Consider the following 23691-nt stretch of genomic DNA (forward strand, 5'->3'; position numbering starts at 1 on the left):
CAGCTGCTAGCTGATTCACGGTAGTTTTCCCTCTTCTTTTTGAATACTAACTGGATAATACTTAACCGCTTAAACCTTTATAAATCAGACAGTATCTAAGCCGACAAGTTCATCTATTTTCCCTGTATGAAACAACGGCTACTCGTTCTGCTCCTACTATTCCTGCTCATTGCCCAGCCCAGCCGCGCCCAGCAGTCGGCGCTGTACTTCCCACCGGCGGCAGCAGTGGGCAACTGGGCAACTAGTGCCCCGCAAAGCTTGGGCTGGTGCCAGCCACAGCTTGATTCGCTGCTGGCCTTTTTGGGTCGAAAGCAAACCAAGTCGTTTATCGTGCTCAAAGATGGCCGAATTGTGGTGGAGCGGTACTACGGCACCTACACGCAGGATTCGGTGTGGTATTGGGCCTCGGCGGGCAAGTCGCTCACGGCCACGCTGGTGGGCATTGCGCAGCAAGATGGCCTGCTTCGCCTCTCCGACAGCACCTCGCGCACCCTGGGGCGAGGCTGGACATCGGCACCCACGGCCAAGGAGAAGTTGATTACGGTACGCCACCAGCTCACCATGACTACCGGACTCGACGACACCCCGCCCACTCCCTGCGACAACGAAAGCACCACCGCCAGCTGCCTGCTCTACCGCGCCGACGCTGGCATCCGCTGGTCCTACCACACCGGCCCCTACCGCCTGCTGCAAGACGTGGTAGCGTCGGCCAGCGGGCTTACCATCAACCAATACACCAATCAGCGGCTAGCTTCTCGCATTGGAATGAATGGGCTGTGGGTGAACGACGTGTACTACAGCCGGGCCCGCGACATGGCCCGCTTCGGGTTGCTGACGCTGGCCCGCGGCACCTGGAACGGCACCGCCGTTCTGCGCGATACCGCCTATTTCCGCCAGATGACCACGCCCTCCCAAACGCTCAACCGTAGCTACGGCTACCTGTGGTGGCTGAATGGGCAAACCTCCTACAAACTGCCCGGTCCGCAGCAAATCACCTTTCCCGGCCAGCTTGTCCCCACCGCACCGCCCGACCTAATTGCCGCCCTCGGCAAAAACGACCAGAAGATTTACGTGGTGCCCAGCCTGGGGCTAGTAGTGGTGCGCCAAGGCAAAGAAGCCGGCGACGCACGCTTAGCGCTATCAGAGTTCGATACCAACCTGTGGCGCTACCTGATAGCGGCCGTGCAATGCCGGCCGCTAGCTACAAGTACCACTGCCGCTCCAAAAGCCGCGCTGTATCACCCTAATCCCGCCGCTACCACCGTCACGGCAGCGCCGGTTGCTGGTGCATGCAGCCTGCACCTGCTCGATGCTAACGGCCGTTTGGTGCGGCAGTATCCCGCGGCCCCCACCGAAACTACCGTCTCGGTGGCTGGACTACCTGACGGCTTGTACATGCTGCAATGGATGAATCAAGCAGGGCAAGTGCTGGTAGCGCGCCGGCTGCTAAAGCAGTAGCCTGTCTAGCATCCCGCTCCTGCTTTTGCTGGTAGCGGGATTGCACCTACTGATTTCTAGCCAGCTCGCAACTCACAAAAAAGGCCTTCTGATAGTATCGGAAGGCCTTTTTCATTTGTAACAAGAAGTTTATCTGGCGCCGGGCGGGCAGTTTTCTTTCAGAAACTTGGTGTAGGTAGCGGCCAGGTGGCGGCTGGTGCCCTCGCCTTCCGAAATGCTGTGGCTGCGGTTAGGATAGGCCATCAGCTGGAAGGTTTTGTTGTGCTTCACCAGCTCGTTAATCATCTGCTCGGCATTGTTGTAGTGCACGTTGTCGTCGCCGGTGCCGTGCACCAGCAGCAGGTTGCCACGCAGGTTTTTGGCGTAGTTCAGCGGCGAGTTTTCCACGAAGTAGTGCTTGTCTTCGGGCAGCAGGCCCATGTAGCGCTCCTGGTAGATGTTGTCGTAGTTGAGCTGGTTGTCAACGGCGGCAATGGAAATACCGGTTTTGTAGATCTGTGGGTACTGGAACAGCAAGCTGAGCGTGCTGGACCCTCCCCCGCTCCAGCCCCACACCGCCACGCGGCTGGTGTCCACGAACGAGTTTTTCAGTACCTCTTTGGCGCCCATGGCCTGGTCGCGGATGTTGAGCTTGCCGATGTTGTGGTAGATGGCTTTGCGGAACTCGCGGCCGCGCGGGGCCGGGGCGCCGCGGTTTTCCAAAGACGCATAGATGTAGCCGTCGTCGGCCATGCTGCCGGAGTAGAGGCGGTTGAAGCCAGTGCCGAAACGGTCCGTCACGGTCTGGCTGGCGGGCTCGCCGTACACGTAGAACACGATGGGGTATTTCTTGCTGGGGTCGAAGTTGCTGGGCTTCACCATCCAGCCGTCCAGCGTTACGCCGTCAGTGGTTTTCACCTGGAAGAACTCCACCTTGGGCAGCTTCACGCTCTTAGCCCGCGCCGATACTTCGCCACCGCTCAGGCGCTTGTGGTCGGGCAACGCTACTACATCGGCCACCGGGAAGGTGGCGCTGTTCGAGAAGTTGTGCAAGGCCAGCTTGCCGTTCGGCGAAATGTCGTAGCTGTTGCTGCCGGCCAGCTCCTGAGGCGTTACGCGGGTGGCTTTGCCGCCTTTCAAGGCTACTTTATACAGGTAGGTTTGGGTGGCGTTTTCGGGCGAGGCCATGAAGTAGATCAGGCCGCTTTTCTCGTCCACGAGCTGCATGCTAATCACGTCGTAGTTGCCTTTGGTAAGGAGCGTCTCCTTGCCGTTGCGGCCCACCGAGTAAATGTGGCGCCAGCCGTCTTTCTCGCTCAGCCAGATGAAGCTCTTGCCACCCTCAATCCAGTCCCAGCCAATGGCTTCGGCTTTGGCGTCAACCCAGGCTTTGTCGGTATCGGTGTAGATGGGCTTTGCAGCGCCGGTGCTGGCGGTGCAGAGCATCAGCTTGCTTTCATTCTGGCGGCGGTTGAGCTGCTGAATAATCAGCTCGGTGGAATTGGCGGCCCACTCCATGCGCGGAATGTAGTGCTGCACAGCGTCGCCGGGTACGTTCATCCAGGTGGTAGCGCCACCCTGGGCTGGTACCACGCCCACGCGGCAGCGGCTCGGGTCTTCACCCACCACCGGGTACTCCACCGGAACAGTGAACGGATACAGCTGATCCGTGGTGTTGAGCATCAGGTAGTTCTTGGTTTTAGCGGCGTCGAGCTGCCAGTAGGCAATGCTTTGCCCGTTCGGCGACCAGCGGAAACCGTCGCGGCAGTCCAGCTCTTCCTCGTACACCCAATCGAAGGTGCCGTTGATGAGCGACACGGTGCCATCGGTAGTCAGCGGTTTGATGGCCGACGAGGCCAAATCTTCCACATAGATATTGTGCTCACTCACGTACGCCACGCGGGTGCCGTCGGGCGAGAACTTGGCAAACATCAACGACGACTCGGGCCGGCCTTTGCCGAGCTGCTTCATCGTGTTGGCCTTCAAATCGGCCACCCAATAGTCGCCGCGAGTGTCGTAGCGCCATACTTTCTTGGTGTTGGTATGGATGAGCACCTTGCTGCCATCCTCGGAAAACGCGAACCGCCGCACGTCAATTGGGGCCGACTGGCCTTGCGGCGTGAGCAGGGCCTTGCTCACCAGCACGGTGCGCTTGGCTTTGTCGCGGGCATCGAGCTGCACAATTTCGCCGCCGTCGGCGTCCATGTAGCTGTAGCCGTCTTTGGTCCATTGGGTACCGGGACCGAACTGCGCGTGGGCTTGCGCCACGAACAGCACTTGGAAAAGCAGAATCACTGCGGCTAGTTGCCGCGTGCACATTCTAAGCATGTGGGAATGGTTAAGCAGTTGAAAAGTGAGGGGTGAAATTACGGAATGCGGCGTGGTCTTGCCTGCTGAGTTAATGGGAAGTTGAATAGCCCCGGAAAAGGTGAAGGTGGGCGTTCCGTAGCGTTTCTATTTCTAAGACCCCTCTCTCCTGCTTTCGTTGCACCGGAGCCCTTTCCCGCCGCCTATTTACCCAGCTCTATATAGATGTAGATGAACTTTATTTTTCCAATTTATGTATGTACATATATTTCCTACCTTTGGCGGGAAATCTTGCCTAAGATTATACTCCTCCTGACATGCAAACGCTCCTCCACCCCGCCAACACGCGCGGCCACGCCAACCACGGTTGGCTGAATTCTTACCACACCTTCAGCTTCGGCGGCTACAACAACCCGCAGCAGATGCATTTCGGCGCCTTGCGCGTCCTCAACGACGACACCGTGGCCGGTGGCATGGGCTTCGGCACCCACCCGCACGACAACATGGAAATCATCAGCATTCCGCTGTCGGGTACCTTGGAGCATAAGGACAGCGCCGGCAACCACGGCATCATTCAAAGCGGCGACGTGCAGGTGATGAGTGCTGGTACCGGCATTGCGCACAGCGAGAAAAACCACAGCCAGACCGAGCAAGTGAAGTTTTTGCAGATCTGGCTGTTTCCTAATCAGCGCAACGTGCCCTCGCGCTACGACCAGCAAACGTTCCAGGCCGAAGACCGCCACAACCAGTTCCAGCAGATTCTGTCGCCCAACCCCGACGATGCCGGCGTCTGGATTCATCAGGATGCATGGTTTCATATGGCTGATTTCGATGCCAATTTTTCGGCCGAGTATCAGGTGAAGCGCCCCGGCAACGGCGTGTACGTTTTTGTGCTGGAAGGCGACGCCACCGTGGCCGGCCAAACCCTGCACCGCCGCGACGGTTTCGGAGTGTGGGACACCGATTCGCTTACCATTAAAGCCGACAGCAACGCTCGTCTGTTGCTGATGGAAGTACCCATGAATTTCTAACCAACGCTGTCATTCCGAGTACAGCGAGGAATCTGAGTTTAGCAGAATAACTACGCTAGATTCCTCGCTGTACTCGGAACAACAATCAACTACCAGCACTAACAACTTATATAAGTCATGCGTCACGCCACCACCACCTACCCTGTTCTCGAAGCCATACGCAAGCGGTGGAGCCCCCGGTCGTTTGCCAGCACTCCGGTTTCTCCTGACACGCTCAACCAAGTATTTGAGGCTGCCTCTTGGGCCGCCAGCGCCATGAACCTTCAGCCCTGGCGCTACCTCTACGCCCACCACTCCGACCAGGAAAATTTCCAGAAACTGCTAAGCTGCCTGATGCCCGGCAACCAGCCGTGGGCCAAAAACGCGCCCGTCCTGATTCTGGCACTCGCCAAAACCCTGAACGACGACGGCACGCCCAACGGCGCTGCCATCCACGACTTGGGCCTGGCCAACGGCAACCTCTCGCTGGAAGCCACTGCCTTGGACTTATACACGCACTTCATGGGTGGTTTCGACCGGGAGAAGGCCAAGCAGGTGTTCGAACTGCCCGACGGTTTGCAACCCGTTGTGATGATTGCGCTAGGCTACCTCGGCGAAGCCGAGCAGTTGGAAGAGCCATTCCTGAGCCGCGAGAAAGCCCCGCGGCAGCGCAAACCCCTCAGCGAAATTGCCTTCGAAGGCAAGCTATAACCGAAAGTAGCGCGCAGCCTTTGCTGTACGCTACTCCCGTCACTCTTCACCCATTCCAAACCTTCCCATGCCACACACCATCATCAAAGCCGCCGACCGAGGCCTCAAAGACATCGGCTGGCTGCAAAGCAATTTCTCGCTCAGCTTCGGGCCGTACGCGAATCCGTCCCGTAGCGGCTTTGGCCTATTGCGCGTTTTCAACGACGACTTCGTGAAGCCCGGCAACGGGTTCGGGTTGCACGCCCACGCCAACATGGAAATCATTTCGGTGATGCTGGCGGGCCGCATGAACCACATCGACTCGTTGGGCTTCAAGGAGGAAGTAAGTACCGATTGGGTGCAGATTATGAGTGCCGGCACCGGCCTGCGCCATGAGGAGCACAACATCGGCGACGACGAGGTGAACTTCTTACAAATCTGGGTGGAGCCGAAGCTGCAAAACGTAACGCCCCGTTACCAGCGCCGCCATTTCCCGGCCGAGAAGCGCCGCAACCAGCTCACCACCATCGTCAGCAATGAGGAAGGCACGGCGCATTGCTGGATCAACCAGAACGCCAAACTCTCGCTTGGCTTCTATGATGCCGGGCAGAACCTGACCTACACGCTGAACCCGCTCAACAAAGGCGTATTTATCTTCTTGATGGAAGGCGCTCTGACTGTGAACGGCCAAGAGGTAGCGCAGCGCGAGAGTATCGGGCTTTGGGAAACGGCTTCGGTGGAAATTACTTGTACTGCCGAAAGCAAATTCATTGTGATTGAGGCACCGATAAATCACTAGGTGCGGCAAACGCTAAGGCGGAACTCTTATGGTTGCTGCCCTACTATTTAGGCAACCAGCTAAAATGCATTGTAGCGCGAAACTTGATATCGCGCTACAATGCATTTTACTTATATTTTAGTATCTAGATTAAGCATCCACGTTATCTATAGCTCAGAAATTCTACCGAACTTAGCTGCTGAATTATTGGATTTATTCGTTTTATGAAACAACGTCTTCTTTTATTTGCATTAAGTACGGTTAGTGTCGCCGGTTGGGCGCAGGACTTGCCGTACCAAATGCCTCCGAAGGCCATTGCTACCTTGGCGGAAACGCCGCCAACCCCGCGGGTCAGCATCTCACCGAATGGCGCTTGGATGCTGATGCTGAACGTGCAGGACATGCCCACAATTGCTGAGTTGTCGCAGCCGGAGTTGCGGCTGGCGGGGCTGCGCATCAACCCGCGTACCAACGGCCCGAGCCGGGTCAGCTACGCTACCGCGCTGCGCCTCAAGCGCCTGCCCGATGGCAAAGAACTGCTGGTGCAGGGCCTGCCCACCAACGCCCGCATCAGTGAAGTGAACTGGTCGCCGGACAACACCAAAATTGCCCTCACCCACACCACCGCCAACCACGTGGAGCTGTGGCTGGTAGACGTAGCGGCGGCGTCGGCTAGGCTGGTGCCTAACCTGTTTTTGAACGGCATTTTTGGCTCGTCGTACGAGTGGGTATCCGACAGCAAAACGCTGCTGGCGCGCGCCATTGTAGGCGGGCGCGGCGAAGCCCCAGTTGTCACGGCAACTCCTACTGGCCCCACCATTCAGGAGAACGGGGGCCGCACGGCCGCCGCCCGCACCTATCAGGATTTGCTGAAAAGCCCCGCCGACGAGCGGCTGTTCAACTACTACGCGCAAGCCCAGGTGGTGAAAGTGGGCACCGATGGCCGCATGCAGCCGCTGGGCGCACCAGGCATTATTCAGCAGGCAGCCCCCTCGCCAGATGGCCGCTTTGCCCTCATCAAAACCCGCCACCGGCCGTTTTCCTACAACTTGCCGGTGAGCAGCTTTCCGGTACGGGTGGAAGTGCTGAGTATGGAAGGCTTGGTGGTGAAGGAGCTGGCCGAGTTGCCCCTGGCCGACAACGTGCCTACCAGCTTCGACGCGGTACCCACCGGGCAGCGCGGCCACAATTGGCGCGACGATGCCCCGGCCACCGTGTATTGGGTGGAAGCCCAAGACGGCGGCAACCCCAAAACCACCGCCCCCATCCGCGACAAAGTATTTACCCTCCCGGCCCCATTCGAGGGCAACCCACAGGAGCTAGCCGCTTTGCCGATGCGCTACGCCGGCATCTACTGGGGCACCGATAAGCTGGCGCTGGTGCAGGGCTACCGCTGGGTGGACCGCCACGAAACTACCTGGACTTTGGACCCCAGCGCCAAGAACTCGTTGACTGTACTCTTCGATAGGTCGTCGCAGGACAGCTACACCGACCCCGGCACGCCCTACGTGAAGCACAACGCGCTGGGCCGCTCGGTGCTGGCCACCGACTCGAAAAGCAGCCTGGTGTATCTGTTTGGGGCGGGCGCTTCGGCGGAAGGCGACCGGCCGTTTGTGGATGAGCTAGACGTGCACACCAAGCAAAGCACCCGCTGGTGGCGTTCTGAAGCGCCTTTCTATGAGGTGCCGGTTGCGCTGCTCGATGCTAGCAAGCACCTGTTGGTTACGCGCCGCGAGTCGGTGACGGAGGTGCCAAACTATTATCTGCGGGATGCCCGCAACAGCCGCCTGACGCCACTTACCAAGTTTGCCAACCCCTACGCCAGCTTGGGCGGCCTGAAAAAGCAGGTGCTCAAGTACAAGCGCGCCGACGGGGTGGATTTGACGGCTAACTTGTATCTGCCGCCCACTTATAAGAAGGAAGACGGCCCGCTGCCTACGCTGCTAGAGGCGTATCCGGTGGAGTTCAAAGACAAGAAAGACGCCAGCCAAGTGAAAGGCTCGCCTTACACCTTCACGCGCCTCAGCTGGGGCACCCCGGTGTACTGGGTGACGCAGGGCTACGCCGTGCTGCAAGGCACCAGCATTCCGATAGTGGGCGAGGGCAGCAAAGAGCCCAACGATACCTATACTGAGCAGCTGGTGGCTTCGGCCAAAGCGGCCATCGACGAAGGGCAACGCCTGGGCGTAGTAGACCCTAGCCGCGTGGCCGTGATGGGCCATTCGTATGGCGCGTTCATGACGGCCAACCTGCTGGCCCACTCCAACCTGTTCCGGGCGGGTATTGCGCGCAGCGGGGCTTACAACCGCACGCTCACACCGTTTGGCTTCCAGGGCGAGGAGCGCACGTATTGGCAAGCACCAGAGGTATATAACACGATGTCGCCGTTCAACTACGCCGACAAAATCAAGACCCCAATTCTGCTGATTCACGGCGAGGCCGACAACAACTCCGGCACCTTTCCCATCCAGAGTGAGCGGTTCTACAATGCCCTGAAAGGCCACGGCGCCACAGTACGCTACGTGGTGCTGCCTGCCGAAAGCCACGGCTACGCAGCCCGCGAGTCTATTATGCACATGCTGTGGGAGATGAACACTTGGCTGGACAAGCACGTGAAGAACCCAACGGCGGTGGATACTTCGTCCGTGCCAATCGAAGGGCAGGCAGCCGTAAAATAGGTTGTTTCAGAAGCCACCAATAACCTTGAACATTATAGGTGTTCAAGGTTATTTTTTTCTATTCTTCGCATTCCCACGTTGTTTTAGGTCCTTTTTCGCCGATTACCACACACTATTCTCTGCTAAGTACAACCCAATTTTCAGCTTTTGCGTTACAAGACACAGTTCAGCTTAAAGTACTACATTCTGAAAATCACCCACATGAAAACGTTCAAACTATATGTTGCCATGTTGTCCGCCGTGCTGATGCTGGGTGGCACTGTAACTGCGCCAGAAGTGGCCGCGCAAACCAAGAAAGGCTGGAGCAAGAAAGGCAAAGGCGCTGCCATTGGCGGCGGTACTGGAGCCGTAGCCGGGGCTGTTATTGCTGGCAAAGGCGACCGGGCCACGGGCGCTATTGTGGGCGGCGCGGCCGGAGCCGTTGGTGGTGCTTTAATTGGCCGCAAAAAAGACAAAAAGAAAGACCCCGTGCGGTACCAACAGTACTCCAAGAAAGACTAGCTTTCTGGTTGTATAATCCTCAACAAAAGCCCCAAACCACACTGGTTCGGGGCTTTTTGCTTGTAATTGAAGTGCGGCGTTGGTCTTGTGCGCAAAGAGTATGTCAGGCACTTATTCGCGGACCCACGTCACTTTCTCGGCTATAGGCTTGCGGATATTTTTACCGGGCGGGTTCTGCACGTAACCCAGCGCGAAAAAGCCCAGCAGCTGGTCGTCGAGGCCGAGGCCGAAAAACGGCTTGGCTTCCTCCAGATACGTGATACCGCCGCTACTCCAGAAACCGCCTAACCCATAGGCAGTAGCCGTAAGGTGCAGGTTTTGCACGGCACAGGCCACGGCTTCCACCTCCTCTATTTCGGGCACGTCGGGGTGGCGCTTGAGGCCGATGGCCACGACGTGGGAGCTGAGTAGCGGCGAGGTCCGCAGCTTGTCGTACTTGGCAGCCTGAAATTTGTCGCCGGCCGTGCGCTGGTACAGCTCGGCCTGAAAATCAGCCAGCTTCTGGCGGCCTTCGCCGCTGAACACCACAAACCGCCACGGCTCGGTGCGCTTGTGAGTGGGTGCCCAGTTCGCGTTTTCAAGCAGGCGTTCAATCAGCTCATCGGGAATGATTTTGCCGGGCACAAACTGCACGGGCTGAATGCTGCGCCGCGCCCGGATGAGGCGGTCGAACTGTTCGGTATCGAAGGGAAAATCGGAGGTCATGGAGCTGGTTACTAGTATAGAACAAGTGGCAAAGTAAGCAGGCGGCCGCAGCCTAACCACGAGCATAATAGTGGCATTTCAATGTGATGGTGCAACCTACTGGAAGCTTTTTCGGATAGTAACAGGTGATGCAACTCTTCGTTTACCCTCCGCTTTCCGAATCGGCCCGTGCCTTGCTGCTCCAGCAGCTACCCGCCGACATAACCGCCACCTTCCGCCAAGACCTGCCCGAAACCAAGCAGGCGGCGGCGTTTCAGCAGGCCGAGGTGTTACTTGGCAACCCGCCCGCCGAGTGGTTCACCACTACGCCGCCCGCTGGCTTGCAATTCTGGCAGATAGACTCGGCTGGCATTGATAGGTATCAGCAAGTGCAAACCGGCGCGCAGGTAGCCAACATCGGCGACTTTTTTGCTTGGCCCTGCGCCGAGACCATGGTGGCCGGCATTCTGGGCTGGTACCGGCACATTCCGGAACTGGCCGTGTTGCAGGCTGAGAAGAAGTGGGTAGGTGCCCCGATTCGCTTGAAATTGGGGTTGCTGCGCGACAAGCGTGTAATTATTCTGGGCAGCGGTGCCATCGGGCAGGCTGTGGCCCAGCAGCTCACCGGCTTTAACTGCGCCGTGCGCTTTCTGGCCCGCACCGACCCCAAGGCGCAGCTTCACTCCAAGGAAGAACTACAAACTGCCCTGCCCGAAACGGACATTGTGGTGAACTGCCTGCCCGGCAGCGCTGAAAACTTCTTTTCCGCCGAACTGATTGACGCCATGCACCCTGGCAGCATCTATGCCAGCGTGGGCCGCGGCAACACCACTGACGAAGCCGCCCTGCTGAAAGCATTGCAAGCCGGCCGCCTTGCTGGTGCGGTATTGGACGTAACCCGCCAAGAACCGTTGCCCACCGACAATCCGCTTTGGCAACTGCCCAACGTACTGCTCACCCAACATAGCGGCGGCGGCCAACCCGGCGAAGACGAAGGCAAAGTAGATATCCTGCTCCGCAACCTGCACCACTTTCAGCGAAGCGAACCGCTGGAAAACAGCGTGCAGCTAGGTCGCGGCTATTAGAATATAATCAGTAGGCGGATTTCAACAAACCGCAACGCCAGAGTATCCAAGCTCAATAGAACCTGAGCCCAACAGGCCGTCATTCCGAGCTTGGGAAGGATGCAACCATTTGCGAGGTGCGGGGGCTCCAAGGAATATCTACTCTTAGCTATTCCTACCATGCATAAACTTTACTCTTGCCTGCTGGGCGGCACGCTGCTCCTAAGCTTAACTGCTTGCCCGATAGTGGAACCCATTGACCGGATTCCGGTGCCGGTGTACAAACCGCTACTCATGCCTCGCACGCAGCTAGAGCAGGCAGTGGCCGTGTTGCCACCGCAGGAGATGCATAATACCGGCAAAATCTACCTCCGCGACCCGTACATCCTCATCAATGAGCGGTACGAGGGCGTGCACATTATCAACAACCAGAATCCCGCCAGTCCGCAGCCGGTGGCCTTCCTGCGGATTCCGGGCAATGTGGATGTGGCCATGAAGGGCAACATGCTCTACGCCGATAGTGGCCCCGACCTACTCACTTTCGACGTGTCGAATATGCAGGCGGCGCGGCTGCTCAACCGCGTGCGCGATGCCGTACCGGAACTGCCCATGCCCGAAACCGGCGATGTTCCCACTGAATATCAGCTTGCAAACCGCCCCGCCGACGCCGTAGTGGTAGGTTGGCAGAAACTATAATTCATCTATCCTACCTCGACCTATGCGCTACCTTTCTACCCTCCTTACCAGTTCTGTGGCGGCCGTGCTGGCCTTGGCCCTCGGTGCCTGTAATGCCAACGACGCCGCTAGTCCCACCAGCGCCAACCAAGCCGCCGGCGACGGCAAAGGCGGCTCCTTGGCCCGTTTCACGGTGCTCAATAACACGCTCTACGTAGTTGACAACCAGAGCCTGCGCCTATTCGACCTCGCCACACCGTCGGCCCCGGCCCGCGGACAGGTGGTACCGCTGAATCTCGGCATCGAAACCATTTACCCGCGCGCGCCTTATCTGTTTTTAGGCACCCAGCGCGGCATGTACATCTTTGATGCTTCAGTGCCCGCGCAGCCTCAGCAGGTGGCCTACTATGAGCACGTTATGAGCTGCGACCCAGTAGTTGTAGACGAAAAGTTTGCCTACGTGACCCTGCGCGACGGCCGCACCTGCGGCGGCGGCCCCAACCAGCTCCAGGTCATCGACCTGACCAACCTGCGCACCCCACGGCTGGCTCAATCCTACCCCATGCAGCACCCGCTGGGTCTGGGCGTGGACAGCACCCTGCTATTCGTGTGCGACAAAGACAAGCTGAAAGTATTCGGGACGAAGAACGCGCCAGCGCTGCAAACCCTGCAAACCTTCGACGTGAACGTGTCGGACGTAATTCCGCACCGGGGGCATCTACTAGCTATCGGGCCCGACGGGCTGCACCAGTACCGCTACCGCAACGGCGTACTTACCCCGCTGAGTGTATTGCCCATTACGCCGAACAAGTAGATGCACCTTCGTTTTTTAGCGCTGGCCGCCTTGGGAATGGGTAGCCAACCGGCCGCACACGCTCAGGCTCCCACTCCCCCGGCCCGTACGTATAGTGTGAAAGCAGATCTGATTCCAATGCTGACCGGTGGCTACCAACTCGGCCTGGAGAAGGTGTGGGGCCCAGCGGGCCGACAGGCGCTGGTGATTACGCCTCAGTTCTACCGCGGCAACGTGCAGGCACTTACGTCTGAGCTGGTGGAGGGCAGCAGCAACCGGGTGCGGGGTTACGGCCTGGCCATTCAGCACCGCCTCTACCTCACCAAGCAAGCCAAGCTGTTGGAAGGTTTCTATTTCAGCTATGGACCACATTACCAGCACTTCGAGATGCAATTCCAGGCCCTAAGCTGGGAGCCTGAAGTAGCACCCAGCGGCCTGACGTATTATCAGTACCGCTCACGTGGCCAGCAGGAAACCATCGACCGGTACGGAGCCGCGGCCGTGCTGGGCGGTCAGCTTTTCCTGCCCGACTTACCCATATTCCTGGATGTGTTTACCGGACTCGGTTTGCGCAAATCCAGCTCCCGCTCGACGCTTTCTGGCAACCGGTACGCCAGCAGCATGAGCGACTATGGCGCCAGCGGGTTCTACTTCCCCATTGGCTTCCGGGTGGGCGTAGCGTGGTAAGATGTGAAGTAGTGAAATGGTGAAGTGGTGAGTTTGATGTTCCAATGGCCCCATTTGTGCAGACTCGCGCCAATTAAACGTGAAACTCACCACTTCACTATTTCACAATTTCACCGAATTGCCGGGCGTTGCCGATGGCGGAGGCGTCGATGTCGTTGTTGAAGTAGAGGTAGGCTTCCTGCACGTGGGTTGCCTCCTGAATTTGGGTTGCAACCCGGCGCAGATAGTCCTCAGAATACGGTGACTTGTAGAGTTCGGGAGTGCCGTGGAAGCGGTAGTAAAGCAGGCGCGTGTTGGCAACTACTTCGTCAGGCAGGTGGGGGTGGCTTTGGCCGCAGAACGCAACGCCGTGGCGCGCTAGCTCCTGGTACACGTGGCCTTCCCACCAGCTTGGGTGCCGAAATTCCAGCACGTTGCGAAAGGCCGGGTCGAGGCTGTCGAGGATCTTGTGCAACTGGTCTTCGGAGTACGCCAGGCGCGGCGGTAGTTGGAACAGCACTGGGCCCAGCTTTTCGCGTAAGCCTTCCTGCACCGTGCCATAGAAGTCGGCGAGTAGTTGGGCGGTGTCGTTGAACTGCTTGTAGTGGGTAATCAGGCGCGGTGCCTTCACTGAAAACCGGAAGTCCGCAAGGCTGCTGTTGTACCAGTTTTCCAGGAACGACAGCTGCGGAAAGCGGTAGAACGTCACGTTCAGCTCCAGCGTGCGGAAGTGCTGGCTGTAGAACTCGAACCAGCGGCGCTGCGGCAGCTTTTCAGGGTAGAAAACGCCTTTCCAGTGGCGGTAGTGGTAGCCGGAACAGCCAACGTGCCAGGTAGGCATAGCACAGAAAAGTTAAGAGAGAAATACCACCACTACACTGTGCCACGGCTTGCTGTATCGTGGCGGCCGGCCCGGATGAGTGCCCAGCCAGCTACCAGCAGCAGCCCTCCGAAACCCAGAAATGCCAGGTCCCAGGGCAGCTTGTTGGTGGCATACTCCTGCACATGGTGCAGCTGCAACAGTTGGTGGTCGATGATGCCTTCCACCACGTTAAACAAGCCCCAGCCCAGCAGCAACGCCCCTCCAAATGTGCGCCCCGACCACGGCACATCGGCCCGACCACCTACCGACCAGAGCATCCGCAGGCCAATTACGGTCATCACCCACACAGCCGCATGAAATACCCCGTCCCAGAACATGTTCACCTTGGCAGCCACCAGCGTATCGGGCGGCAGTTGGTTGGACAGCATGTTGTGCCACTGCAACATCTGGTGCAGCACAATGCCATCTACAAAACCACCCAGCCCGGCACCCATCAGCAGGCCGGCGGCAATCAGTGGGGAACGGTGCAGTTGATCAGCCATGCGCAGGGGAAGTCGAGGTAAAACGACGAGTGAAGGACGAGGCAAAAAACAGCCCGACTCCGAGCAGCAGCAGCAGCAGCCCCACGGGCAGCAGAACGAGCAGCAGATTCTGCGTGTAATTAGGGGCGTGAATGGTGGCCTGCACCCGCGGCCGGCATACTCGGCAGGCCCACGCCAAGGTGGCCGGGGCCCAGAGCAGCAGTGCCAGCAGGACTGCGCGTACTCGCCAGAAGGTTGAAGGAGAGGTTGCCATTTGCCTACTGCCTACGCAGGGGTGGGGGCACGGGGTTATGGTCGACCTTGCGCTTCCTGTGGCTGCTGGCCATTGCTTGCGCAGTGCCAAGGAGCCTGACGCTAAATCAGTTGGTTTTGCAACTGTAGCTTCGTGCGGCAAGTACAACAGAGTGAAATTACCTGCGCAACGGCAAGGCGCTACCTTCCCGTTTGCTACCTCGCACTTCCTGATTGGCAACTCATACCATACCTCATGGCCTATATCGTCACGCTCACGCTCAACCCTACCGTCGACAAAAGCACCATTGTTGATAAGATAGTGCCGGACCACAAGCTGCGGTGCGACGCACCCAAATTCGAGCCGGGCGGAGGCGGCATCAACGTATCGAGGGCGCTGAAGCGGCTTGGGCAGGATTCGTTGGCCATTTTCCCGGCCAGTGGGCCAGCGGGCACACTGTTGCAGCATCTGCTCACGCAGGAAGCCATCGACCAGCACCCCATTACGACCATCAACTGGACCCGTGAGAATTTCATTGTGGTGGATGCCTCCACCAACCAGCAGTACCGCTTCGGGATGCCCGGCCGGGAAATTGCCAGCGACGAGCAGAACCTGATTCTGGAGACGTTGCAGACGCTGCATCCCGTCCCCGATTTTTTGGTGGTGAGTGGCAGTTTGCCGCCCGGTCTTGAGCCTGAGTTTCTGGTGAAAGTCCTGCACATGGCGCAGGCCAACAACACCAAAGTAATTGTTGATACCTCAGGCCCGGCACTGGAGCGCTTGGTGCAGGAGGGCGTCTACCTCATCAAGCCGAACATAGGCGAGCTAAGCCGGATGGTTGGCGTAAGTGAGCTGGATAGTGAAGCCGTCGGGGAAGCCGCCCAAGGGCTCATCAGGGCCGGCAAATGCGAAATTATTGTGGTATCGATGGGTCCGCAGGGAGCCTGCCTCATCACCAAAGACACCGTGGACCACGTACCCGCTCCCACCGTGAAGCGGCGCAGCACCGTCGGGGCCGGCGACAGTATGGTGGCCGGTATGCTCTACGGGCTGGCCACCGGCCGATCAATGCGGGAAGTGGTACGCATGGGTGTGGCTTGCGGCACCGCTGCTACCATGAACCCCGGCACCGAGCTGTTTAAGAGAACCGACGCCGAAAAGCTCTACCGCTGGCTGGTTGACATTATGCCCAAAGACAAAGCCCTGAGCTAGTCAGAGGATTAACAGTGAAGAATGAACTATAACAGCACGTCATTCCGAGCTTGGCGAGGAATCTCGCGTGCTGAGGTTGAGTTACTATTGCAACCTCAGCACGCGAGATTCCTCGCCAAGCTCGGAATGACGACCTTTTAAGTTGTGGTTTGTTACAACCTGTTTGCTAGTCACATTCACTAGCTACACAAAGCAAAATCCCCGGCCGCGCATGCATGGCTGAGGCTTTGCTGTTTACTGTACTCTGCGCTATTGCCGCTGTTTGGCGGCTACGGCGGTGGCTGTATAGTCGGAGAATACGCCGTCGAGGCCCAGGTCGTAGAAGTTCTTGTACTCGGCTTTGGGGTCGTTAGCGTAGGCGGGCAGCAGGTAGCGGGTTTCGTCGCGGAAGGTGTAGGCGTGCACCAGCAGGCCGCGCTGATGGGCGCGCTCAATCAGCGTGGAAGCGGGCAATTTGCCCATGTCGGCGGCTTTGTAGGGCTGGATGAAGGGCTTCCAGGGGCCGATGCCGGTGGCGTAGGTTTTCACGAAATCCAGGCCGGCATCGGTGGCGAGGTCGTTGTAGGTGCGCGGGTCGCCGGCCACCACGAAATCGTAAGGCTGGCCGTTGGGCGCAGTCATCACCATGTTGCCGTTGGCGTCCACGTCGTATGCGTCGTAGAGCTGCACCAGGCGCACCGTGGAGTTGTACTGGCTGCGAATGGAGCGCAGGTTGCTTACCTCAAACGACTGCACGAACACGGGCGCGTCTTTGCTGTTCCAGCCGGCCGCCGTCAGGGCTTCCATCAGCTTGCGGGTGAGCGGCAACCCCTGCGCTTCGTGGTAAGTGGGGTGCTTGGTTTCGGGGTAGATGCCGATAACCCGCCCCGTGGCCGCCGACTGCGCTTTGGCCAGGTCAATTACCTCCTGAAACGTAGGGATGCTGTACTGGCCATTGAACTGCTGGGGCCGGTCGGCCAGGGCCTGCTTGGCCTTGATGGTCTTGATTTCGGCTAGCGTGAAGTCGCTCACAAACCAGTCGTTGTAGGCCACGCCATCCACCATTTTGGTGGTTTTGCGGCTCGCGAATTGAGGCAAGTCGGCTACGTTGGTGGTGCCCGATAGCATGGGTTCGTGTCGGCACACCAGCACTTGGTCTTTGGTGAGTACCAAATCCTGCTCGATGAAATCGGCGCCCTGTTCGATGGCGCGTTGGTAGGCTTCCAGGGTGTGTTCGGGTAGCAACCCTGAGGCGCCACGGTGGGCAATAACCAGCGGGGCTTTGCCGTCGAGGGTGTTGTACTGGGCGGCGCTGGTACTGTCGTCGTCTTGGCAGGCGCTGGTGGCTAGCATGCACGTGGCACTAAAAAGTAGAAGAATGTTTCGCATAGCTGGAAGGATAGTTCGGCGCAAAAGTTGGCTTCCTATGTCACTTCCAGATGAAGCCCAGATTACGAAATTGCTGGCACTTGGGCGGTGCTGATTTAGGTGGCCGTGCTGATTATCCCGGCAGCGGTGCGTATTATGAGCCTCCGTTTCGGGTGGGGCCACGGTTGCTAGCGTGTGTTTTCAGTGCTGTAGCACCTCGTTAGTAAGTGGCTTTGCGTGGAAATATGCTGCGCTACGCAGCCTTCCCCTCTCGTTTCTGACTTTAGCTTGTAACCGCTTCCAACTTTCCCTGCGTGACCGAACAAGACGTAACCCGCCTGCTGGCCAAACTGCCGCCGCTACGCGAAGAAATTGCCAAAGTAATAGTAGGCCAGCACGAAGTACTGGATGAGGTGCTAGTGGCGCTGCTGGCCGGCGGCCACGCCCTGCTCGAAGGCGTGCCGGGCTTGGCCAAAACCCTGCTGGTGCGCACCCTGGCTTCCGCCACCGACCTGCCGTTCCGCCGCATCCAGTTCACCCCCGACCTAATGCCGACCGACATTCTCGGCACCGAAATTCTGGAGGAGGACCACGGCACCGGGCACCGCTCGTTTAAGTTCAACGAGGGGCCCATTTTCGCCAGCCTCGTGCTGGCCGACGAAATCAACCGGACGCCGCCCAAAACCCAGGCTGCCCTGCTGGAGGCCATGCAGGAAGGCCACGTCACGTACGCCGGCCAGGAACACGCCTTGCCCAAGCCGTTTTTTCTGCTGGCCACTCAAAACCCCATCGAGCAAAGTGGCACCTACCCCCTGCCCGAAGCCCAGCTCGACCGGTTCCTGTTGTACATCCGCATTGGCTACCCCACCGAGCAGGAAGAACTGGCGGTACTAAGCGGCACCACCGGCACCGCCCGCCCCGAAGTTCGCCCGGTACTCAGCGGCAATGATGTGCGCGAATTGCAACAGCTGGTGCGGCAGGTAAGCTTGAGCCCAGAGTTGCTCGGCTTCGTGAACCGCTTGGTACGCGCTACTCGCCCCGCCACTTCCGAAGTGAAGTTCATCAAAGACTACGGCCGCTGGGGCGCTGGTCCGCGCGCCGGGCAGGCCCTGATTTTGTGCGCTAAAGCTCGCGCTCTGCTGCAAGGCCGTTTCGCCGCTACGCTGGAAGATATTCGGGCGCTGGCCCCGGCCGTGCTGCGCCACCGGGTGCTACTCAACTTCAACGCCGAGGCCGAAAACCTCACCACCGACGATGCCGTGCGGGAGTTGCTGAAGGCAGTGGCCGTGTGATATAAAAACCAGCAGAGCCGTCATGCAGAGGCGCAGCCGAAGCATCTCACGTGCTGACAATAGGTTACCAACACCACGCGAGATGCTTCGGCTGCGCCTCTGCATGACAGCTACCACTAATTCGCAAAGCCTAACATCATGCTCTCCCCCGAACTCCTGTACGCGTTGCGCAACCTGCCGCTGGCAGCCAAGCAGGCGGCGCAAGGCTTCCTGCACGGGCAGCACGCCAGCCGGCGGCACGGTGTGGGCATGGAGTTCAGCCAGTACCGTCCCTACCAGCCCGGCGACGACCTGCGCCGCCTCGACTGGCGCCTGGCGGCCCGCTCCGACCGGTACTACCTGCGCGAGTCGGAGGTGGATACCAGCCTGACGGTGCACCTGCTGCTCGATGCCACAGCCAGCATGAACCACCGCGACGACAACGGCCTGCGTAAGCTCGACTACGCTAAGTTATTGCTGGCGGCGCTGGCCTACCTGGCCACTCAGCAAGGCGACGCCGTGGGGCTCACCGTATTGCACCCAGCTGGACTGCATCATCTGCCACCCCGCGCCGACGCCCGCCAGCTACCGCGCCTCTACCACGCCCTGGAAACGGCTGAAGCTACTGGCACCTTCCCCGATGCTGGCACGCTGGCCCCGCTTACCGCCCGCCGCCAACGCGCCCTAACAGTGTGCGTGAGCGACTTGTACGAAGAAAATTCCGAGATAGAAGCTTTGCTGACCCGCCTGCGCGCTACTTCCGGCGACGTGCTGCTACTGCACCTGCTGGCCAACAACGAATTGCAGTTCACATACCGCGGCTCCGTCACGTTCGAGGACCTGGAAACCGGCCAACGCCTGCAACTCGATGCCGACCAGCAACGCGCTTCCTGGCAAGAGCAGATGCAAACCTGGCTCAGCAGCACCGCCCAGCAAGCCCGCCGCCACGGCTTCGACTACCATCAGCTCAGTACCGCCGACCCGCTGGACCGCGCCATGCGGGAGTTTCTGCGCCGCCGGGCGCTGTCGTAACGGCCGACAGTTGACCACCGTTTTTCTTGCCTGAATTACCTACCCAAGCCGCATTGTACTCCGTCACCTCCTTCCTGCTTGCCAATTTTACTGCCGGCCTGCTGGCCCTGCTAGGGCTGCTTGTGCCGGTGGCTATTCACCTTTGGAACCGGCGGCCGGGCCAAACGGTGCAAGTGGGCAGTGTGCGGTGGCTAGTGGCGGGGGCCAACCGAAGGCTGCGCAACCTCCGGCTCGAACAGCTCTGGTTGCTGTTGCTGCGTTCCGCCATTGTGGCCTTGCTGGCGCTGGCAGTGGCCGGGCCGCTGTGGCAACGCTTCCAGAGCAGCCGCGCGCCGCGGGGTATGGTGCTGCTGGCGCCCGAGGCATTGCGCCCCGAGGTGCTGTCTGCTTTGCGCCCCAGTGTGGATTCGTTGCGTCGGCAGGGCTTTGTGCTACGGCTGTTTGCACCAGGATTCCGGGCGGTATCTAGCCAGGCCTGGGCTAGCCCGGATTCATTAGCTAAACTGACAACACCGCTAGTTGCCGCAACTTCGGATTCTCTTCAGCTTGCAACTCCCGACAACTATTGGCATCGCGCCCGGCAGGCTGCCGACTCATTTCCCAATCAGCCGTTGCGTGTTGTGGCGGGCACTGGATTGCGGCACTTTTCCGGACCGCGCCCAGCGCTACCCGCGCAGCTTACCTGGCAGCCGGTTCCCCTCCCCGATTCGGTGGTTTGGCTGGCCGGCGCGGCGCTGTCGGGCCCCGATACGGTACGGGTGATAGTTGGCCGGAGCCAGGAAGAAGCCACTACGTTTCAAACGGTAGTGCGGAAGCTACCCCGAGTGGCTAGTGCGGTGGCCGTGCCGGGCTTACCGGCGCTGGAATATCAGCCGGATACCGCCGGCCGGCTGGCCACGTTGCGGCAACCGGGGCAGCCGGCAGTGCCCGTTCTGCAAGGGCCATTGCGGGTGATGCTGTATACCGATGCCAGCCACGCCGAATCGGGGCGCTACGTGCGTGCGGCTTTGCAGGCGGCTTCTATCGGGCTGATTCAGAGGCTGGAAATTCGTACTGCTTCGGCCGCAACCACCTTCTCCAGCAGCCCCCCACCCGACTGGCTGTTCTGGCTCAGCGAAAAGCCGGTGCCCGCCAGCTGGCAAACTCAAGTGCAGCGCGGCGCTCAGCTCTGGCAAGAGGCCACGGGCACCGGGGCAACCATGCAAGCCGAGTTGGATCTTGTGGGCTTAGCCACTGCGCCGCCCGTTGCCATTACCCGCCTCGATACCACTACCCAACTAACTGCCCGTACTGCGTTGGTATGGCAAGACGGGACTGGTCGCCCTGTACTCACGCATCAACCCACCGGGGCGGGCGGCATCTATCAGTTGCATACCCGGTTGCAGTCCACCTGGAGCGGCCTGCCCGATAGCCCGGCCCTCCCCGAGCTACTGTTGCAGTTGCTGCGCTCAGTTGTGACGCCTACTTACGCCGCGCATGATGCCCGCCAGCTGGACGCTAATCAGCTTACCAGTTTCGCGCAGCCAGATACCAGCCGCCGTACCGCCGCTTCAAGTGCAGTAGCCAGAAAATCCAGCCTAGACGTGCAGACCACGGAGTTGCGGGCGTGGGTAGTAATGGCGGCCTTGCTGCTATTCGTATTGGAACGGTGGTTGGCTAATCGGCGGAATGCCCTTACTCCTTCTATTTCAGCGGCATGAGTGTTATAGCTACTTCTTCTGTGTCTGGCCAGAAACTGCTGCACGACATCAGCCGGCGCGAGGCGAACCGGCGCACGGTGGCGTTGCTGCTCCCGCTGGTGGCGGCCGTGCTGGCGCTAGGCACCTGGGCGCGGCACTGGCCGGCGGGGCCATTAGTTTCAGGAGTTGGCGGGGCAATACTGCTACTGGCGGCTGGTTTCTGGCTGTACCGTTTGCGGCAGCCCCGGCTTCGTGCGCTAACCCAGCGCCTCGACCGGCTGTACCCCGAGCTGGAAGATAGCACTGGCCTGTTGCTGCACAATGAAAGCCAGACGCCCCTGAACCTGCTGGAACAGTTGCAGCAACAACGAGTATTGGCTCGCCTCACTGCCCGGCAAGCAAAGCAGCCTTACTTGTTGCCGTTTTCGTGGAAGCCCGCCCTCTTGACTACTGCCGCGCTGCTATTGCTGCTAGCTAGCGGCGTGTGGTGGCAACGGCCAACCCGTACCACAACCGCTTCGGCGGCATTACCAGTGCACTTTCCGGATGCCGAAACCCCAGTACAACCCGGCCAGCCAACCCCGCCCAAGCTGCTAAGCACGCGCCTGCTGGTGCTGCCGCCAGCATACACACGCCAAGCTAGTTTCGCGCCCTCCAGCTTGTCGTTTAGCTGTCCGGCTGGCGCGCGGGTGCGCTGGACGGCAGAGGTGAGCCGACCAGCCAGCAGCCCGCCGGTACTGGAAATGGGTACCAAGCGTATTCCGTTTCGGGTGGTACCGGGCCAGCCAACGCAGTTTGTGGCCGAGGCTACCGTAGCGGCCTCCACCCTGTACCGCCTGCGTTTTGCTGGGCAGGTGTCGGATGATTACGCCCTTGATGTGGTGCCCGACCGGGCGCCCACCCTGCAAATTCAAACGCCTAAGCCTTATACCCTCATTGAATTTGGAGCCAGCTCTATGGTACCGGTGCGGGTACTAATGCGCGATGATTACGGCCTAACCGAAGCGCAATTGGTAGCCACCGTAGCACAGGGCCAGGGTGAGGCGGTGAAGTTCAAAGAGTTTGTCACTAACCTCAGCGGTCAGCTCAACGGGCAGCCACGGCAAGCCATGGTGAGCACCTCGCTCCGCCTGCCGGCCCTGGGCCTTACCTACGGCGACGAGGTGTATTTCTATGTGCGAGCCCGCGACAATGCCCGCCACCTCACCCGCTCCGATACTTACTTGGTGCAGTGGGAAGACACCACCGTACAGGATGGGCTTACGGATATGTCGCTCGGCGTGAACGTGGTGCCGGCCTACTTCCGCAGTCAGCGCCAGATTATCATTGACACCGAAAAGCTGATGGCCGAACGCGCCAGTCTACCGGCCGCTGCTTTCACTGAGCGAGCCAACAACCTGGGCTTCGACCAAAAGATGCTGCGGTTGCGCTACGGCAAGTTTTTGGGTGAAGAATCGGAAAACAGCATCGGCGCAGCTCCTCCCCCTGTTGCGTCCGACTCCACCAAATTAGCTGACGGCCACTCCGCCGACGACGGCCACGACCATTCTGCCGCCGCCAGCCCATCACTCACCGACCAGGGCGAAGCCGCCAGCGCCACCGCCGAGCTGATGGAACCCTACATGCACCGCCACGACGATGCCGAAACCGCCGACTTTCTGGAACCCGCCGTGAAAGCCAAGCTGCGCGGCGTGCTCAACCAGATGTGGGAAGCCGAGTTGCGCCTGCGCCTTGCCAAGCCCGCCGAGGCCCGTCCTTTCGAGTACCGCGCCCTGCGCCTGCTCAAGCAAGTGCAGCAGCAAACTCGCGCTTACGTCCGCAAGTCTGGCTTTGAAGCGCCCGTGCTACCCGAAGCCACGGCCCGCCTCTCCGGCGACCTTGCTGGAGCCGCCCCGCCCCGGCTTCAGTATCAGGCTGCCCGGCCCGCCACCCAGCCCGAGTTGCGGGATGCCGTGCGCCTTTTGGCTGCCCTGCGCACCGGCCAGCCTACTCTTCCTGCTAATGCTGTAACACTAGAACGCGCCGGCCAAGCCGTAGCTCAGGCCGCCTTACAACGCCCTGGCGCCTATCTCACCGCCGTTCGGGCGCTACGCCGGCTGGCTACCGATATCCGGGCCAACCGCCCGCTCCGCTCCACGGACTTCGGGCCGGCCGAGGCGGCTCTTACAGCACTTCTGCCAGTGCCACCTGCCGCCCCTGCCCGTCCGGTGCCCGGCGGTCGGCTGAGCCAGCGCTATTTCCAACGTTTGAACACCCAGTAAGATCTGCCG

21 protein-coding genes are annotated in these 23691 nt (G+C 59.7%); 15 read left to right on the top strand and 6 right to left on the bottom strand.

Going from position 1 to position 23691, the window contains the following annotated elements; translation table 11 throughout:
* Positions 1 to 126 precede the first annotated feature (126 nt).
* Positions 127 to 1458: a serine hydrolase domain-containing protein gene (locus G536_RS28005; RefSeq protein WP_022824315.1), complete on the top strand. Its 1332-nt coding sequence runs from the start codon at positions 127 to 129 to the stop codon at positions 1456 to 1458.
* Positions 1459 to 1587: 129 nt separating this feature from the next.
* On the opposite strand, the gene G536_RS0114435 is transcribed toward G536_RS28005, so the two are convergent.
* Positions 1588 to 3765: a S9 family peptidase gene (locus G536_RS0114435; protein ID WP_425402138.1), complete on the bottom strand. Its 2178-nt coding sequence runs from the start codon at positions 3763 to 3765 to the stop codon at positions 1588 to 1590.
* Positions 3766 to 4061: 296 nt separating this feature from the next.
* Here G536_RS0114435 and G536_RS0114440 point away from each other — a divergent pair, with 296 nt between their 5' ends.
* From G536_RS0114440 to G536_RS0114460, 5 genes are all read left to right on the top strand, one after another.
* A complete protein-coding gene (locus G536_RS0114440; RefSeq protein WP_022824317.1) occupies positions 4062 to 4775 on the top strand; it encodes a pirin family protein in 714 nt (237 codons plus the stop codon).
* A gap of 117 nt (positions 4776 to 4892) precedes the next feature.
* Complete coding sequence (locus tag G536_RS0114445; RefSeq protein WP_022824318.1) at positions 4893 to 5465, top strand: nitroreductase family protein; 573 nt, start codon at positions 4893 to 4895, stop codon at positions 5463 to 5465.
* Positions 5466 to 5532: 67 nt separating this feature from the next.
* Entirely contained in the window at positions 5533 to 6243 is a 711-nt protein-coding gene (locus G536_RS0114450) for a pirin family protein (RefSeq protein WP_022824319.1), read from the top strand.
* A 278-nt stretch (positions 6244 to 6521) separates the two neighbouring features.
* The gene (locus G536_RS28010; RefSeq protein WP_245575832.1) at positions 6522 to 8900 is read left to right on the top strand and encodes an alpha/beta hydrolase family protein; all 2379 of its coding nucleotides are present in this window, start codon (positions 6522 to 6524) and stop codon (positions 8898 to 8900) included.
* Positions 8901 to 9101: 201 nt separating this feature from the next.
* Positions 9102 to 9401 (top strand): YMGG-like glycine zipper-containing protein, encoded by a 300-nt coding sequence (locus tag G536_RS0114460; protein WP_084708638.1) that lies wholly within the window; start codon positions 9102 to 9104, stop codon positions 9399 to 9401.
* 111 nt (positions 9402 to 9512) lie between these two features.
* Here the strand turns inward: G536_RS0114460 and G536_RS0114465 are convergent, their stop codons facing one another.
* The gene (locus G536_RS0114465) at positions 9513 to 10106 is read right to left on the bottom strand and encodes a nitroreductase family protein (protein ID WP_022824322.1); all 594 of its coding nucleotides are present in this window, start codon (positions 10104 to 10106) and stop codon (positions 9513 to 9515) included.
* 128 nt (positions 10107 to 10234) lie between these two features.
* Between G536_RS0114465 and G536_RS0114470 the strand changes: the two genes are divergently transcribed.
* From G536_RS0114470 to G536_RS0114490, 4 genes are all read left to right on the top strand, one after another.
* Positions 10235 to 11170 (top strand): D-2-hydroxyacid dehydrogenase, encoded by a 936-nt coding sequence (locus tag G536_RS0114470; RefSeq protein ID WP_022824323.1) that lies wholly within the window; start codon positions 10235 to 10237, stop codon positions 11168 to 11170.
* Between the two features lie 159 nt (positions 11171 to 11329).
* A complete protein-coding gene (locus tag G536_RS30745; protein WP_051166959.1) occupies positions 11330 to 11845 on the top strand; it encodes an LVIVD repeat-containing protein in 516 nt (171 codons plus the stop codon).
* A gap of 22 nt (positions 11846 to 11867) precedes the next feature.
* The gene (locus tag G536_RS0114485) at positions 11868 to 12638 is read left to right on the top strand and encodes an LVIVD repeat-containing protein (RefSeq protein ID WP_051166960.1); all 771 of its coding nucleotides are present in this window, start codon (positions 11868 to 11870) and stop codon (positions 12636 to 12638) included.
* The gene (locus G536_RS0114490; protein WP_022824325.1) at positions 12639 to 13304 is read left to right on the top strand and encodes a hypothetical protein; all 666 of its coding nucleotides are present in this window, start codon (positions 12639 to 12641) and stop codon (positions 13302 to 13304) included.
* A gap of 97 nt (positions 13305 to 13401) precedes the next feature.
* Here the strand turns inward: G536_RS0114490 and G536_RS0114495 are convergent, their stop codons facing one another.
* Genes G536_RS0114495 through G536_RS0114505 form a run of 3 tightly spaced genes read right to left on the bottom strand, consistent with a single transcriptional unit; the run spans position 13402 to position 14901 of the window.
* Complete coding sequence (locus G536_RS0114495; RefSeq protein WP_022824326.1) at positions 13402 to 14124, bottom strand: DUF72 domain-containing protein; 723 nt, start codon at positions 14122 to 14124, stop codon at positions 13402 to 13404.
* 32 nt (positions 14125 to 14156) lie between these two features.
* Positions 14157 to 14648 (bottom strand): DUF2243 domain-containing protein, encoded by a 492-nt coding sequence (locus G536_RS0114500; RefSeq protein WP_022824327.1) that lies wholly within the window; start codon positions 14646 to 14648, stop codon positions 14157 to 14159.
* On the bottom strand, positions 14641 to 14901 hold the full coding sequence (locus G536_RS0114505) for a hypothetical protein (RefSeq protein WP_022824328.1): 261 nt from the start codon (positions 14899 to 14901) through the stop codon (positions 14641 to 14643). Before G536_RS0114505 ends, G536_RS0114500 begins: the two co-directional genes overlap by 8 nt.
* Before the next feature lie 234 nt (positions 14902 to 15135).
* On the opposite strand from G536_RS0114505, the gene G536_RS28020 reads away from it, so the two are divergent.
* Positions 15136 to 16092: a 1-phosphofructokinase family hexose kinase gene (locus G536_RS28020; RefSeq protein WP_022824329.1), complete on the top strand. Its 957-nt coding sequence runs from the start codon at positions 15136 to 15138 to the stop codon at positions 16090 to 16092.
* Between the two features lie 249 nt (positions 16093 to 16341).
* Here G536_RS28020 and G536_RS0114515 read toward each other — a convergent pair whose 3' ends face one another.
* A complete protein-coding gene (locus G536_RS0114515) occupies positions 16342 to 17460 on the bottom strand; it encodes a glycerophosphodiester phosphodiesterase (RefSeq protein ID WP_051166961.1) in 1119 nt (372 codons plus the stop codon).
* A 293-nt stretch (positions 17461 to 17753) separates the two neighbouring features.
* On the opposite strand from G536_RS0114515, the gene G536_RS0114520 reads away from it, so the two are divergent.
* The 4 genes from G536_RS0114520 (at position 17754) to G536_RS0114535 (ending at position 23682) form a co-directional block, all read left to right on the top strand.
* Positions 17754 to 18731, top strand: coding sequence for an AAA family ATPase (locus G536_RS0114520; RefSeq protein ID WP_022824331.1), 978 nt, complete (start codon positions 17754 to 17756; stop codon positions 18729 to 18731).
* A 138-nt stretch (positions 18732 to 18869) separates the two neighbouring features.
* Positions 18870 to 19742 carry a DUF58 domain-containing protein gene (locus tag G536_RS28025; RefSeq protein WP_022824332.1) on the top strand — a complete coding sequence of 291 codons (873 nt, stop codon included), beginning with the start codon at positions 18870 to 18872 and terminating at the stop codon, positions 19740 to 19742.
* Positions 19743 to 19768: 26 nt separating this feature from the next.
* Positions 19769 to 21442 (top strand): BatA domain-containing protein, encoded by a 1674-nt coding sequence (locus G536_RS0114530; RefSeq protein ID WP_084708627.1) that lies wholly within the window; start codon positions 19769 to 19771, stop codon positions 21440 to 21442.
* Entirely contained in the window at positions 21439 to 23682 is a 2244-nt protein-coding gene (locus G536_RS0114535) for a hypothetical protein (RefSeq protein ID WP_169515103.1), read from the top strand. Before G536_RS0114530 ends, G536_RS0114535 begins: the two co-directional genes overlap by 4 nt.
* Positions 23683 to 23691 lie beyond the last annotated feature (9 nt).

The organism is Hymenobacter norwichensis DSM 15439 (genome assembly GCF_000420705.1).
In the GTDB taxonomy this organism is placed as follows: domain Bacteria; phylum Bacteroidota; class Bacteroidia; order Cytophagales; family Hymenobacteraceae; genus Hymenobacter; species Hymenobacter norwichensis.